13 protein-coding genes and 1 pseudogene are annotated in these 13,622 nt (G+C 60.3%); 10 read left to right on the top strand and 4 right to left on the bottom strand.

The annotated features are described in order from the left end of the window. Window positions 1-14: 14 nt before the first annotated feature. Window positions 15-554, top strand: coding sequence for a winged helix-turn-helix transcriptional regulator (locus P1K88_RS15090; RefSeq protein ID WP_276411049.1), 540 nt, complete (start codon window positions 15-17; stop codon window positions 552-554). 537 nt (window positions 555-1,091) lie between these two features. Here the strand turns inward: P1K88_RS15090 and P1K88_RS15085 are convergent. Continuing rightward, the gene (locus P1K88_RS15085) at window positions 1,092-2,714 is read right to left on the bottom strand and encodes a sister chromatid cohesion protein PDS5 (RefSeq protein ID WP_276411048.1); all 1,623 of its coding nucleotides are present in this window, start codon (window positions 2,712-2,714) and stop codon (window positions 1,092-1,094) included. Window positions 2,715-2,813: 99 nt separating this feature from the next. Here P1K88_RS15085 and P1K88_RS15080 point away from each other — a divergent pair, with 99 nt between their 5' ends. The 3 genes from P1K88_RS15080 (at window position 2,814) to P1K88_RS15070 (ending at window position 5,504) form a co-directional block, all read left to right on the top strand. Beyond that, window positions 2,814-3,275, top strand: a complete 462-nt coding sequence (locus tag P1K88_RS15080) for a hypothetical protein (RefSeq protein WP_276411047.1) — start codon at window positions 2,814-2,816, stop codon at window positions 3,273-3,275. Window positions 3,276-3,508: 233 nt separating this feature from the next. Beyond that, window positions 3,509-4,849, top strand: a complete 1,341-nt coding sequence (locus P1K88_RS15075; RefSeq protein ID WP_276411046.1) for an ISH6 family transposase — start codon at window positions 3,509-3,511, stop codon at window positions 4,847-4,849. Window positions 4,850-4,880: 31 nt separating this feature from the next. Beyond that, window positions 4,881-5,504: a metallophosphoesterase gene (locus P1K88_RS15070; RefSeq protein ID WP_336407556.1), complete on the top strand. Its 624-nt coding sequence runs from the start codon at window positions 4,881-4,883 to the stop codon at window positions 5,502-5,504. Between the two features lie 461 nt (window positions 5,505-5,965). Here P1K88_RS15070 and P1K88_RS15065 read toward each other — a convergent pair whose 3' ends face one another. Next, a complete protein-coding gene (locus P1K88_RS15065) occupies window positions 5,966-7,618 on the bottom strand; it encodes an AAA family ATPase (protein WP_276411044.1) in 1,653 nt (550 codons plus the stop codon). Window positions 7,619-8,154: 536 nt separating this feature from the next. Between P1K88_RS15065 and P1K88_RS15060 the strand changes: the two genes are divergently transcribed. The 3 genes and pseudogenes from P1K88_RS15060 to P1K88_RS15050 all read left to right on the top strand — a co-directional run. Continuing rightward, entirely contained in the window at window positions 8,155-8,487 is a 333-nt protein-coding gene (locus P1K88_RS15060) for a hypothetical protein (protein ID WP_276411043.1), read from the top strand. A 79-nt stretch (window positions 8,488-8,566) separates the two neighbouring features. Next, window positions 8,567-8,935, top strand: a complete 369-nt coding sequence (locus P1K88_RS15055) for a hypothetical protein (RefSeq protein WP_276411042.1) — start codon at window positions 8,567-8,569, stop codon at window positions 8,933-8,935. Window positions 8,936-9,259: 324 nt separating this feature from the next. Next, window positions 9,260-9,559, top strand: a pseudogene (locus P1K88_RS15050) (hypothetical protein); the annotation flags it as partial. A gap of 112 nt (window positions 9,560-9,671) precedes the next feature. Here the strand turns inward: P1K88_RS15050 and P1K88_RS15045 are convergent. Continuing rightward, the gene (locus tag P1K88_RS15045) at window positions 9,672-10,388 is read right to left on the bottom strand and encodes a hypothetical protein (protein WP_276411041.1); all 717 of its coding nucleotides are present in this window, start codon (window positions 10,386-10,388) and stop codon (window positions 9,672-9,674) included. A gap of 417 nt (window positions 10,389-10,805) precedes the next feature. On the opposite strand from P1K88_RS15045, the gene P1K88_RS15040 reads away from it, so the two are divergent. Beyond that, window positions 10,806-11,162, top strand: a complete 357-nt coding sequence (locus tag P1K88_RS15040) for a hypothetical protein (protein WP_276411040.1) — start codon at window positions 10,806-10,808, stop codon at window positions 11,160-11,162. Between the two features lie 13 nt (window positions 11,163-11,175). Here P1K88_RS15040 and P1K88_RS15035 read toward each other — a convergent pair whose 3' ends face one another. Beyond that, the gene (locus P1K88_RS15035) at window positions 11,176-11,490 is read right to left on the bottom strand and encodes a lycopene cyclase domain-containing protein (protein WP_276411039.1); all 315 of its coding nucleotides are present in this window, start codon (window positions 11,488-11,490) and stop codon (window positions 11,176-11,178) included. 107 nt (window positions 11,491-11,597) lie between these two features. On the opposite strand from P1K88_RS15035, the gene P1K88_RS15030 reads away from it, so the two are divergent. Both P1K88_RS15030 and yqeC read left to right on the top strand, forming a co-directional pair. Next, a complete protein-coding gene (locus P1K88_RS15030) occupies window positions 11,598-12,740 on the top strand; it encodes a CBS domain-containing protein (protein WP_276411038.1) in 1,143 nt (380 codons plus the stop codon). 141 nt (window positions 12,741-12,881) lie between these two features. After that, window positions 12,882-13,616, top strand: a complete 735-nt coding sequence (yqeC, locus tag P1K88_RS15025) for a selenium cofactor biosynthesis protein YqeC (protein ID WP_276411037.1) — start codon at window positions 12,882-12,884, stop codon at window positions 13,614-13,616. Window positions 13,617-13,622 lie beyond the last annotated feature (6 nt).

The following is a 13,622-nucleotide window of genomic DNA, read 5'->3' as shown; positions in this document are numbered from 1 at the left end:
GAGAACAGCAACCAATGACCGGAACACGAAATCGAATTGCACATCAGGTTCGTCGGAATCCTGGCATCCATTTCAACGAACTCACCCGGACGCTCGATCTCGCACCAGGGCAGGTCCAGTACCACCTGCGGAAACTCGAAGGCTCCGACGATGTCGTCGAGGAATCGCTGTACGGCCGAACGCATTATTACACGCCGGAGTACGGAACCTGGGAACGGGGAGCGTTGGCCGTGCTCCGTCGAGAGACCGCGCGGGACGTCCTCGTCTACCTCATGGCCAACGGCCCGAGTGCACCCAACGCAGTGGCCGACGGGGTGAATATCGCACGGAGCACCCTCGAGTGGCATCTCGACCACCTCGTCGAACAAGATCTCGTCGAGAAGCAGCGCGATACTCGCAACCGCGTCACACTCGTCATCGCACACCCAGAGGAGACTGCCCGGATGCTTCGGCTGGTGGAGCCGTCGATCGCAAACCGTCTGGTCGACCGGTTCACGCGCCTGGTCGACGGGTTGCTTGCCGGTGAGCCAGCCACGTACGGGGACGAACCGTGAGACGAAATTAGCCCTCCTTCGAAACCCGACCCATACCTCTGCGTGCGATCGGTTCTCAGAGACCAACTCGACGGAGATCCCGATCGCCCGCGATGTGAGAGTCGCCCCGAGTAGCGAGGAGGCGGACTCCAGGGCAGCGATCGGCTCGCGCTCGACGGAACAGGGAGTCGCAGCTACGAGCAGCGACTCTGTCTGTCCGCCGCCGTCGAACCACAGTCGACCGAACTGTTCACGTCCCGTCGCCTGGGCCACCTACATCCACGTTGTGACCCCTGTCGTGTTCGACCAGCGTCCCGAAGTGAAAGCCGTGGACTGTTCGTCCTTCTTCTCGCCTTTCCGGACGCCGTCCGGCGGGCTGAGGTTCTGTGGGGAGGACGGGATGACCGTGATGTCCGGGTCGCAATCGACCGGCCGCTCGAGCATGCCGGCCCCCTTCGCCGCATCAAGAACGTCTGAGGTAAGGTTTCCAGCGGAATCAACTCCAAATTGAATGCTTGTTGGATCTACTGGAGACGATAATCTCAATGAGGACGACGATCAGCCAAGATACTCTTCAGTGCTAACATCGACGTTCTCGAACTTAGAGGGCGCTTCACGCGCGACGTTCTGGAGAACCGTAGTGGCCGCCCGACTGGCCACCGGATCGTCCGCGTTCGTCTCGAGCGCAACTATCGGAACTATCGGGACCACGCTAGCAGCCGCAGGGTTCAGGGATAATATCTCAGTTGTATTATTAATTGCTTCTATACGGACGTCTTCGTCCGAATCGCTCGCGTACTCGCCGAGAGCCTCAACCGCCTGTTTCTGCAACTCATCCCTCGTCCTCTCCTTTTGAATGACGTCGTCCTGACGACCGAGCGACCCGAGTGTGGCTACCGCTTCAAGACGGACTGTGGAATCCTCGTCTCTGTGTTCGGCAAGCTGATTGATTGCTTTTGTCGCCACCGAAGAATCAATATCGTTTAGCAGGTCGATCTCTCCGAGGTCCCCGAGACTGCGTACCGCATGCTTCCGTACATTCGGATCGGGGTCGTTCAATACATCAGACACCGCAGAGATTGCTTGTTTTCCGAACTCCGTGTTGCTATTCCCGATCTGTTCGAGAGCGACGACCGCCCGTTCTCGAACCTCCGGATCCGGGTCTTCAGTTGCTGCGGTGACACTCTCGAACGTACGCTCACTATTTTCGGTAGAACCGTAACTAAGTGAGCTGAGTGCAGAAACCGCTCTGGCACGCGCTGTGGACGATTCCGCGTCGGTGTATTCGGCGATTTTCTCGATCACGTCCACCTCCAGTGTTGCTTCCTCGTCTGCGAACCCTCGAAATAAGGGGACTGCCTTTTCCCGGACGTTCGAATCGTCATCTAGCAGTAATTCAATCAACCTGTCGAGGTTTTCTCTGAATCCCGTGAAATCTTCTGTTTTTACGGTCGCAGTCGTCTCTACCCCGCTGAGGGCAGATACTGCGGCTCTTCGAGTAGCAACGTCTTCATCATTCGAAAGTGTGAGGAGAATCGAGATTACGACCGACTGTTCTTCCGGACCCACCTCACAGATTCTCCCGAGAACTGACTCTGCACGACTTCTCACATCCGGGTCTTCATCTGTGAGTCGTTCAGCAACTGCCTCAGATATGTCCTTGACCAAGGGTAAGTGAGTGTCCTCGTCGTGTTTGAGCGTGATCGATACTTTATCGAGTGTATCCACACTATTCATCCGCACCTGTGAATATTCGTCATCAAGTCGTTCAATTGCTGTCTTCGCAATTTGTTCTTCGAACGAGGATTCAAGTTGTGCGAATTCCCCCAACGCTGTCACCGATTGCCCACGGACACCAACCGATTCGTCAGCAGTTGTTTCCTCAAGTGCAACAACAGCTTCTTCGAGTAATTCCGTATCGGGATCCGGAACAAAACAGCTTTTAGAGGCAATTCTCCCGAGCGCCTCGGCGGCCTTGAACCGGACTCGCGGGGACTCGTCGCCAAGCGTCTCAACGAGTGGAGGAACCGTCCGTTCGATTTCCGTTCCATCGAGGAGGTGACACAACGTTTCGACAGCTTCGAACCGGACTTCTCGATTCGGGCAAGATAGCTGATCCAGAATCTCTTCGAGAGCAGCTGTCCTCTCAGTATTCGAATCGGATGAATCAACCGGTGACATTGTTTTGCACGATTATAACCTGAATGCAATAATAATTACCCGGGCTATATTTCTGGGATTGGGTTAGGCTTATCTCGAGGTAATATAAAACAACGAGACATGCCACAGATTAATCAATATCACTGCAACGACTGTGATTTCGAGATGGCTCGAGGATGGGGCGGACAGATGTACGTACTGGCTGAGGTTTGCCCCTTCTGTGGCGAGACACTCAAGCAGACCAACGATTACTGCAGTGGGTGTGGAACCCTCGTAGAAACTATCGACGCCGAGGAGTTCAAGCGCGTTGTCTGCCCTCATCCCGGGGAGCAACAAACAGTGAGAGCCGTGCTCGGCGACGACGTGTCCGAAGAGGAGTATGAATCCCGGACCGGTTTCAACTCCAACTGTGTCTGTATTGATTGTCTTGAACAGTTCGAACTTGATATAGAACGGGACGAGCGGCGATGCCCCGAGTGTGGGAGTGATGTGGTACGGACCGAGCAAGAACTCGTCGGTGACCAGTGTCCGAAGTGTGAAGACGGGACGTTCGTGGAAACGTCAACAGGCATGATGGCGTGAAGTATGCGAAGGGGACCTACAACAACCGAAACGGCCCAAATTGTAGAGGGAACCCCCACTGCGTAACACGTGGAAAACGGCTTTGGAACGCCTCTCGTTAAACCGCCAATAGGACCTGTGCTTTGGAAGCATGCTTCAATCAATTGGTCGCGTCGCAAAGTCCTCTAGAGTTCAGTAGCAACTGGCTCCCGTGAGGAACGGGACGCCTCTGGTGTCCACCCAAGAGGTGTCCCATGCACGCCACAATCGACGTGCGGTTGACGATTAGCATCGACGAGGACAAAACGGTACCGCTCGCCACGCTCGCCGAGTTCATCACCGACCAGAACGTCGAATCAGTTCTTCTCGAAGGACTGGTCGAGAGCCTCGACGCGAGCCGCGTCGAGGCGCTCTGTGGTGAGAAACACGCTACTGGCAACGGTGACCGACGCTTCCAACGAGCTGGTACCGACACCCGTACAGCCGTCACAACCGCCGGTGAACACGACTTCGACCTTCACTACGTCGAAGATACCGCCGCTGACCACGACGAACCCAGCCACTTCCGCCCCGTCGAAGACGTTCTCGACTTCGACGGGCAAAACCGCTATCAGCAGGACATCGCCGCCAAAAGCGTCGATCTCGCCACCTCGCTCAGCTATCGGGATGCTGCTGACCACGGCGATGGCATCCTCCCGGAGATGCCGTCGCCGACCACCATCAACCGCCGCGCCAGAGAATACGGCAGCAAGCTCAAGCAGTTCCTTTCAGACTGTGTCGCTGACACAGACGCTGACGCTGTTATTCCTGACGGCACGAAGTGCCACAGTCAAGACGACGACCGCTCGTACCACTCCGTCCAGGCCACGCTCGGCGAAGATACTGCCGAGGAGTCGCGCTCCCTGCTGGATCTCTCGGTCAACGCTGACTGGGACGAAACAGCCGCCGAACTCGAAGACATCGACGCAGTCACTGACGACGCGACGGTCGTCAGTGACGCTGATGAGGGTATCGTCACGGCATTTACCGACGAAAATCGTAATCACCAACTCGATCTCGTCCACGTCGGTCGGACGCTTGATTACAACCTTTGGGACGACGGCGTGTTCTCCTTGGATCGGCGGAACGAGATCGTCTCGGAGGTGATCGACGAGGTGTTCCATCTGAAGAACTCGGTCGCTAAACACCGTCCAGACGAGGAGTTCGCGGCGATCCGCGAACGGATCGCGCGAACGACCGAGCGTATCGAGAAGACAGCGTGGCAGTTGGATCAGTACGGGTCAGAGAAGGCGGCGGGGTATCTTCGGCGGTGGCTGCCGTCAATCGTGACGTTTGCCGATCAGGCTGTCGAGGGGTTCGAGGTGCCGTGGACCTCGAACCCCGTCGAACGGTTGATGGGGGAGGTCAGCAAACGGTGCAAGAACCAGTGGATGCGCTGGACAACGGAGGGATTAGAGGCGATACTCCAGCTTCGGCTGGTGAAGTACGCTGATCCAGAGCACTACCAATCGTTCCTCGACGAACTGCTCCAGCGATCGACCAAAACAGCAATGAGCTGTGACCTCTCAATTGAGAGCACCAGAGGCAAACTCTAGACCGCTTTGCGACGCGACCAATCAATTATAGATGCCTCTCTGTCCTTCCTGCCATCATGGAGTCTCGACAGGTAAGGGGTGGGGACCGATGAGCAGATATGTGATTTCCGACCATCACTTCGGGCACTCGCGTATCATCGGATACACTGATCGGCCGTTCAGTTCGGTCGGGGAGATGAATCAGACACTGCTGAACCGTCACTACGAGACCGTCGGTGAGCAGGATACACTCGTCCATCTGGGTGACGTGGCGATGGACATGCAGACTGGGAACGAGACAATCGAGTTTTTCGAGCGATTGGGTGGCGATGTATTGGTCCGTGGCAATCACGATGTCGGGTTAGATGCCGACACAGCCCCCTTCCCGGTCCTGGACGCGTGTATTCTGAGTCATGGTGAACGGGAGTTTTACTGTACACACCGACCCGAAGACATCCCGGACGACTGGGACCGCTGGGCTATCCACGGCCACATGCACAACAACGACACGGACACGTATCCGTTCGTTGCAGCCGATGCGCGTCGGGTCAACGTCAGCAGCGAACTGCTGAATTTTCGGCCTATTGCGCTGGATACCCTGACTGGAATTCTCGACGCTTGCCCTGACGACTCACGAATCCGCGATGTGGACACCGCCCGGAAGGAACTCGGATAGTCGACTTCGCTTGCTCCGACCGTGGGGTGAACGATTCGTTTGCCGAGAAATAGGGTCGTCGCGGACTGCGCGAGAGCACACGCCTTGGTCTCGGTGTCCACGACAGCGTACTCAGCCATCCCGGTCCCGTCGGGGCCACCGCCATCTCGAATGAAACGGGAGTCCGACCGCCCCAGGATTGCAGACGAGGATATCCTGGCCCGGTGAATCCACTAGCCCGCCGTCTTGGTGGTGCGTGTGGCCGAGCAGTATCACGTCCATCTCGTCGTCAGGGTACGAGCAGTCTCTTCGAACGACTGTGGTGGACGCCAGGGTCGGTGCCCACGTCCGCCGCGCCGTCTGCTGTCGGCCGGCAGTGGGCTACAGTAGCCACTGAAAACCGACGCTCACCCGAGCGCACGACAGCAGGGCGGTCGGGGTGTCGATCGTTTCCATCGTCACCCAGCGCGGTCAGTCCGATGTCAGCGAAACCCGTGGCGGTCGTCCGTCTGTGACTCTGTCCGTAACCCATCGACGGCGCTTTGGACGTCCCTGCGTGTCACCACGAGCGATTCTCGGTCACCACTGTCGAACTCGGCAACGGCGAATTCCAGCGCTTTCCGACAGATTGCTGCGACATCGGCCCCTGAGAGGTCCGGGAGGTCACGGGAGACGAACCAGTCGGCCGTTACCGGGTCAGCCAGTGGTAATCTATCGGCATGAATCTCGAAGATAGCCCGAGTATCGGTTTTATCGGGCTGTGGGACCTCGATGAACGTATCGAACCGGCCAGAGCGGAGCACGGCAGCATCGAGCTGATCCAATCGATTGGTCGCCGCCAAGACGAGTACGTCAGCAAGTGGTTCGAGCCCATCAAGTTCAGACAGCAGCGTGTTCACCATGTCGTCTTTGTACTCGTTGCTATCGCTGGTCCGACTGGGGGCCAGCGAGTCAAACTCGTCGAAGAATACGACACTGGGAGCGTGGTCACGGGCAGCCCCGAACAGCTCCCGGAGTTCACGCTCGGATTCGCCCACGAGGGGTTGTTCCAACTCCGGACCTTTCACCGAGAGGAAGTGGTAGTCTAACTCGTTGGCGACTGCCTTCGCCAACATCGTCTTCCCGTTACCCGGCGGTCCGTGGAGGAGTATCCCCTGCCCGATGGAGTAGCCAGCATCGCGAAACGTCTCACTGTACTCGACGGGAATCGTGACAGCTTCACGGAGCCGCCGTTTCTCTGACTCGAGCCCACCGATATCCCGGAACGAGATGTCGGGGACATCCGGCTCGAACTGCTCGTCCGTGCTGGCAAATCCGAAGAAACCGGCATCGGCCGACTCATCAAAGCGTTCTGCGTTAATCTCGTCGAGAGCCGTCTGGATGTCCGTCGGGCGGATCGTCACAGGTGTATCAGCACGCGCTCTACGACGGGACAGGATAGCCCGCTTGACCGCTGTATGCAGATCTCGCACCGACAAATCGTGCGTATCCAGATCTTCGATAAGACATTCCCCGTGCGTGTCCAGTCTCGCGATGCCCACTTTTTCGGCATCCGATACGGCACTCCTGATCTCGCTATGTCGATACTGCTCGGTCGGTTCCGGGACGTCGACCACGAACTCGAAAAGTGCGTCGTTGCGGATCAGGTCGGAATCATCATCCGTCGCCGTGGCGATGACGAGTACCTGCGAGTGGTTCGTACGGACCGAGTCAAGGTGTCCCCGGAGATGCTCGTACTCTTCCTCGTCGAATGCAAAGTCGTCGACACACTCGAGCACCACGACACTCGGTTCACGTTCACGAGCGGCTTCGAGCGTCGCTTTGATATTGGTCCCGCTGTCGCTGAACCCGCCGGAAACAGAGCCCACGCGAAAGAATGTATAGTCGTCGTCAAACTCTCCAGTGAGTGCTCTCGCTAGCTTCGTCGTTGGGGACTGGTCGGACTTGCCGAACAGAAGGACCGAGGACGTCGCGAACGTGTCATATCCGACATTTTCGGTGACGGACCGCTTGAGGCGTGCCTTTACCTGCTCAAAATTCTCGATCGCATCGAAACGGCCGAACGGTTCAGTCGATACCGTCACACTTTCGCCAAAGACTGACTCGACGGGCTCTCGGTCTGGCGTGTCAGTCATAGCGACCACCAGCGTACGAAAGAGCGACCGGACAAATCATTGTCTGTCGATAGACTGTCGACAGGGACTATTCAACGTATTCATGTGCTCGCAAAAAACCATCCAGCTCAGTTGTCACGTAGAAGACATCATCCGCATACGCTTCGACGGTATCGAGTATCTCACATGTACTCTATCGTCGTCGCACTGCGGTACTCGAAGCGCACCGGCACTCTATTCGTCTACCCTTTGAGCCGGTACCGAACGGCCGTCGTTCACCCTCGGCGTCGACGAGTAAAGCGCCGCGAACTCGCCGACCAGGCGGCTGATAGCCTCGTAGTCACCCATCGACCGCCTCGAGCTCTACGACTCCGTGATATCTGTCGGGCCCTGACTCCGTCTACCGATGAATTATTGAGCGTGGTCTGCAACAGGGACTGAGGAGTGTCTCGACAGGACAGACCGGGGTGCCATCACCGGAGGGTTTCACCAGGGCCAATGGAACATACGCTGTTCGTACGTAAGCGACGGGCTGGAATCGAAAACAGGGCACAGCTATGTTAGAGCGAGATGAAACAGAGTTCGTAGAACTCGTTCTGGACGTCGGCAGCAGGGCTCTGGACCAAGATCCGTTCGAGTTCATGATCGACGAAGGGGTCCCTGTGGACGAATTCGGCAGCTTATGTAGCGGCGATAACATAGACGAGGTTGCGCGGAGTTTGGAGGCGAAGGGACTGGCGTATACTGAATCTCACAACGAAATCATCCGTTACACTCCCTTGCCAGATGACGAAATTGAGCAGGTGGACTGGGGAGATACAGGCTTCAAAACGGTGGATCGTCAGTATATCTATTTCACGAACGAGCTGGAAGATCTGTACCGGGCATGACGCTCGATCGAGCACAGATACAGCTGCTATCGATCTCCCCGTCAGATGTATCCCTGGATCGACTATATATGTGGCAACTGTGAGCGACAACCGAGAGACGGTCATCGAGGAGTACGGCCAGGACTGCCAGATTGTTCACGAGGTGCGGGACTATCCTGACCAGTACCACTTCGAGGACTCCAACGGTCGGATGAGAACGTTCGAGAGTATCCACGAGGCACGACTGTATGCCGACTTGTACACTGTTACTGGTGGATTCAACGAGAAGCAGACCGGAAACCGGGGCGTTCCACCGGCTATCGCCCGCGCTAGCGACGAGATACGAATGACCTATCTCGCGGTCCAAATGTCGATCACGTACGCTGCACGGGCGTTTGCGGTCGACGAGTCGACCGTCTGCGATACAATCAACCGTATCCATGCTCGGGCCGAGAAGCAGCGCCCGTGAGCAGACGACGTGTGTCACATCGCTGTAGACGGGATTACTGTACGTCGATGTCTCCGACGTCGCGCTGAGGCTTTTGGAGTTCTATCGCGTGCTCGTCTCGCTCAGAGAGTCCACGGACGACGGCATCGTCCGCCCCTCCGTGGACGACTCGTACTGACAGGTCCAGTGGCGACGGGACAGAACTACCCGTCTCTGTCTCCGCTCTGGAATCCTCTCGGCACTCTCACCCCCTCGAAACAGGACCTGAAAGACCTCCCAGACACTACGGCTCGACGGTGGTTAGTCAAACGCGAACAGTGAAGGGGGAGCATTTCTTGCTGGTCTATGGCAGGGGTCGCCCGCTCCACCGGTCATAGAGGGTGGACTGGTTCGGCGTCCGTGGAGCGCGAGCGGACGCCCGAGCCGGCGATGGCGTTGGGTATTCGGTCACACGTTGCGGGACGTTCGTCGTCGACGGCCGTCGAATCACTCGAATCGCCGGGTCTCTGACGCAGTCGGAATGCTTCCGAACGGCCCTCTCGAGAGCTGAAGCGTCGAATCCCGTCGTGTTCAAACCGCTTCCGTCGCGTCGAACCGGACACCGCCGAGAACTGGCCGCAGCGCTTCGCTCGATGGCTCAACGCTCCTGACTACGCACTACCGTCGCGTCGTGTCGGACCTACTGGTGTGACACGACCGACCAGCGCAGCGAGCCGGGCTCCGTTCCTCACCGCCGGAAAAATGAGCCGTCCGGCAGTCAGACGCCGACGTCGGCGCTGTCGCCGGTGTGGCCATCCGCGTCGGCGTCACCGGACCCGGTGGACGCCGCCTCGTTCTCGACGGTCACGACGAACGACGTCGAGAACTCGGGGCGGTCGGGATAGCCCGACGTGCCCGTCAGCTCCGAGCCGTCGTTGGCGTAGAGCACGTACTCCGAGCGCAGGATGACCTTGGTCTTCGTCGTCGACCCGTCGGTGTCAGCATAGAGGTACGACGCCGGTGCCGGGTTGTCCGGCAGCGCGTACCCGTTGTTGTAGATGTTGTTCCGGTTGCGCTGGATGATGCCCCAGTCCGTGTCGGAGGCGATGTGCCCGGCGCGGCCGTCACCGTACTCACCGTTGAGGACGATCTCCTCGCCGCTACCACCCCAACTGGTGCCCTGGGAGGTATCGATCTTGTTGGTCCGGTGTATCGTGCCCGACCACAGCGTGTTGCCGCTGCGCTTGAGCTCGACACTGACGAGGATCTTGAAGTACCCGACCGGTTCGTCGAAGCCGTCCCAGGTCAGCCGCCCCGTGGTCTGCGTGGCGACCCACTGGATGCGGCCGTCGTCGCTCACCGCCTTGGCCGGGTCGCTGATACTGCCGCCGGCTGTCGCCGACGCCCCTCCGGTAGCCGCCAGGAGGGCACCACCGCCGAGTGCACTCGTTCCCACGATTCCACCAACCGTCTTGGCAAAGTCACGACGTTGCATGATTGACTCCCCCACGAGTCGGGTGAACGCTGTCAGCCTACGACTCGGCCCTCCCGCCCGACAGTTCCTACCACCACGCACCGACTGTGGGTGGTCGTCGCTGCCTCCGGAGCGGTGTTTGGAATTTGCAGTATAACTGAGTATATAGGCCATCTACTCAGTGTTACATTCGGACTACGTCACCTGCCTGGACCGAAAACGGTGGCTACTACCCCCCAACGTGACGGGCCGTCCGGTACTGTCGTCGCCCTCCGCCCGTCTCCGCTCGCCGGATCCCGCGTTCTTGTCTCGTGGCTGGCAGTGGATGGGCGGCACCCGCCCGGACCGTTCGACCCGCAGACACCGACCTGCAGGGCAAGTGGCCTCTCTCCGAACGTATTTCAATAGTTTCTTTGAGTAGCCTCAGGAGCGTCTGCTATGGACGAAACACTCGATTCGTTACAACCGTTCGAACAGTTCGTCTTGCTCTCGGTGGTCGAACTGGCCGCCGAGGACGCCACGCCGGTCCACTCCTTCGAGGTCGCCGAGACGGCGCGCGCCCACCTCGACGACATCGACCGGGACCCCTTCGGCGGTGTCGAGCGCCAGATGGTCATCTCGGCACTGCAGGCCCTCGCGGACGCTGGCCTCCTCGAGAAGACGAAAGTCCAGTCCCCGACCGGCAAGGGCCGACCGGGCTACGAACTGGCCGTCGAGTCCAGGACGGTCCTCGACACCCTGGAGGGAATCGGGGGGTTCGGGTCCTACGCCGAGACGATTCGCGCGGGCGCCTGAGTCGGCCGGCGGGTCACTCGTCGTCAGTCGGGTCGCCGTGGAGCGTCTCGTGCAGGCCGACGACCAGCGCGGGGACGACGACCATGAAGATGTGCTCCTCGATGGGGATGCCCAGCAGGTCGACGCCGGTGCGCAGCTGGATGGCGAAGACGCCCACGGTCAGCGTGTACCAGTCCCAGACGTACGCGACGGGATAGAGCACGACGATGGTCTTCGCGGCCCGCCGGAGCGCTCCGGCACGCCAGAGCAAACCGGCGGCGACGCTCCCCCAGAGGACTTCCGTGACGAGGTAGGTGTAGGGTCCGAACACGCCGATGTCGGGTAGCATACTCCAACCAGCGTGGCCACCGTCTAAAGGCTAATCCGCTTCCCGTCCCGCAGGAATCGAACCAACCTTGATAACCCTTCACAGCGAAGGTCCGCCTGTGAAGTACTATGGATATTGCTGATATCGCTACGAGAGAGTTTGTCGAAGTCGACGCGGGCAAACGGCTTGGGAAGGTCCGGTCTATCTTCGAGCGCGAGAACCCGAAAGGGATAATCGTCACCGACGACGGGGAGTACGCCGGCGTCATCACGCAGAAACAGCTCGTCCAGTCTCACGTCGAGGACAACGCCAAGGCCGGCGCGATGACCAGCTCCGCGCCGAAGGTCGGGCGCCGGGACGACGTCCGGGAGGTGGCCCGCGTCCTCGTCGAGGGTGGCACCAAGATCGCGCCGGTCTTCGAGGGCGATTCCCTCTGGGGTATCGTCACCGAGGACGACATCCTGGAGGCCGTCCTCGAGAACCTGGACGCCCTCACCGTCGACCAGATCTACACCGACAACGTCGTCACCGTCGCCGAGGACACCAACGTCGGCCAGGTCATCAACCACCTCCGCGAGCACGGGATCTCTCGTCTCCCCGTGCTGGACGACGCCGACGCCCTGACGGGGATGGTCACCCGACACGACGTCGTCGACGTCGTGGTCCGCGACATGAACAAGGCGACCACCGGCGACCGGTCCGGCGAGATCCAGCGCATCCTCGACATCCCGGTCTACGACGTGATGAGCAGCCCCGTCGAGACGGCGACGCTCGACGCCTCCGTCCGCGACGCGGTGGCCCGGATGCTTGAGAACGACTTCGCCGGCCTGGTCGTCACGCCCGAGGACGACGACACCCAGGTCGAGGGCATCGTCACGAAGACCGACGTGCTTCGGGCGCTGACCTTCACCGAGGAGGATCACATGGACGTCCAGATCACCAACATCAAACTGCTGGACACCATCTCCCGCGAGGACCTCCGGAGCGACATCGGCGCGGTCGCGGACAAGTACCAGGCGATGCAGGTCCAGCACGCCCACGTCCGGTTCCACGAGCACAAGGAGAAACTCCGTGGCACCCCGCTCATCCAGTGCCAGATCCGCCTCCGGACCAACAAGGGCCAGGCCGCCGGGTCCGGCGAGGGCTACGGGGCCGAGATGGCGTTCAACGTCGCGCTGGACAAGCTCGAGCGCAACGTCCTCGAACTCAAGGGCGTCCAGGCCGACGAGGAGTACCGCGGCCAGGTGCTCCGGAAACTCGGCGAGCTGTAGCGCAGGTTCCCCGCCGTTCGGGAGACACGACTCGTGGACCCCGGGAGGCCGACTCCAGACGCCGACCGACGTTCCCGGCTCGCCCCTCCCCGCTCCGACGACCGGCAGAGTGAGGTGCGCCGGCGCCAAAGCGCCCGGACGATGGACCTGACAGCGGCTCTCCAGGCCCGGGAGGGGCTGGTCTGTGTCGTCGGCGCGGGCGGCAAGAAGTCAACGCTGTACACCCTCGCCGAGCGACTGGACCGCGCCGTCGTGACGGCGACCGTTCGCATCCCGATATTCGACGACCACGTCGCGACGGTGCGCGTCACCGAGTCGCCGCTCGACGTCGTCGACGCGGCGGGCGAGGATGCGTGGCCCCTCGGCCTGGTCCCCGGGCAGGAACGCCCCGACCGGTACCGGGGTTACGACCCGGCGACGGTCGAGCGAATCGCCGCGGGTACCTCCGTCGGCACGACGCTGGTCAAGGCAGACGGCGCGCGCACCCGCGAGTGCAAGGCGCCCGGCGACCGGGAGCCACAGCTTCCGGCGGCGGCCGACGTCGTCGTGCCCGTCGCGAGCGTCCAGGCCGTCGGGGAACCCCTGACCGACGCGGCCGTCCACCGACCGGAGCGCGTCGCCGCGCTCACCGGCCTCTCGATGGGCGAGGAGATACGGCCCGAACACGTGGGGACGGTGCTGTCGAGCCCGGACGGCGGGCTGAAGGGCGTGCCCGACGGTGCGACGGCGATTCCCCTCCTCAACAAGGTCGACGACGATGAGTGGGCGGCCGTCGCGCGGGAGATCGCGGCGGTGATTCACGAGCGAGCGGACGTACCGCGGGTCGCGCTGACGTCGATGCTCGCCGACGACCCCCTGATCGCGGTGGTCGACTAGCGGGGG

Source organism: Haloarcula halobia, from assembly GCF_029338255.1.
Taxonomy (GTDB): domain Archaea; phylum Halobacteriota; class Halobacteria; order Halobacteriales; family Haloarculaceae; genus Haloarcula; species Haloarcula halobia.
This window is presented reverse-complemented; position numbering and strand designations above follow the sequence as displayed.

What these genes read in the sequence shown, in the direction of transcription:
- P1K88_RS15030 (WP_276411038.1), top strand. Translation starts at nt 11,598, where the DNA reads ATGGATATTGCTGATATCGCTACGAGAGAGTTTGTCGAAGTCGACGCG.
- P1K88_RS15075 (WP_276411046.1), top strand. Translation starts at nt 3,509, where the DNA reads ATGCACGCCACAATCGACGTGCGGTTGACGATTAGCATCGACGAGGAC.
- P1K88_RS15070 (WP_336407556.1), top strand. Translation starts at nt 4,881, where the DNA reads ATGCCTCTCTGTCCTTCCTGCCATCATGGAGTCTCGACAGGTAAGGGG.
- yqeC (WP_276411037.1), top strand. Translation starts at nt 12,882, where the DNA reads ATGGACCTGACAGCGGCTCTCCAGGCCCGGGAGGGGCTGGTCTGTGTC.
- P1K88_RS15040 (WP_276411040.1), top strand. Translation starts at nt 10,806, where the DNA reads ATGGACGAAACACTCGATTCGTTACAACCGTTCGAACAGTTCGTCTTG.
- P1K88_RS15065 (WP_276411044.1), bottom strand. Translation starts at nt 7,618, where the DNA reads ATGACTGACACGCCAGACCGAGAGCCCGTCGAGTCAGTCTTTGGCGAA.
- P1K88_RS15080 (WP_276411047.1), top strand. Translation starts at nt 2,814, where the DNA reads ATGCCACAGATTAATCAATATCACTGCAACGACTGTGATTTCGAGATG.
- P1K88_RS15045 (WP_276411041.1), bottom strand. Translation starts at nt 10,388, where the DNA reads ATGCAACGTCGTGACTTTGCCAAGACGGTTGGTGGAATCGTGGGAACG.
- P1K88_RS15035 (WP_276411039.1), bottom strand. Translation starts at nt 11,490, where the DNA reads ATGCTACCCGACATCGGCGTGTTCGGACCCTACACCTACCTCGTCACG.
- P1K88_RS15090 (WP_276411049.1), top strand. Translation starts at nt 15, where the DNA reads ATGACCGGAACACGAAATCGAATTGCACATCAGGTTCGTCGGAATCCT.
- P1K88_RS15085 (WP_276411048.1), bottom strand. Translation starts at nt 2,714, where the DNA reads ATGTCACCGGTTGATTCATCCGATTCGAATACTGAGAGGACAGCTGCT.
- P1K88_RS15060 (WP_276411043.1), top strand. Translation starts at nt 8,155, where the DNA reads ATGTTAGAGCGAGATGAAACAGAGTTCGTAGAACTCGTTCTGGACGTC.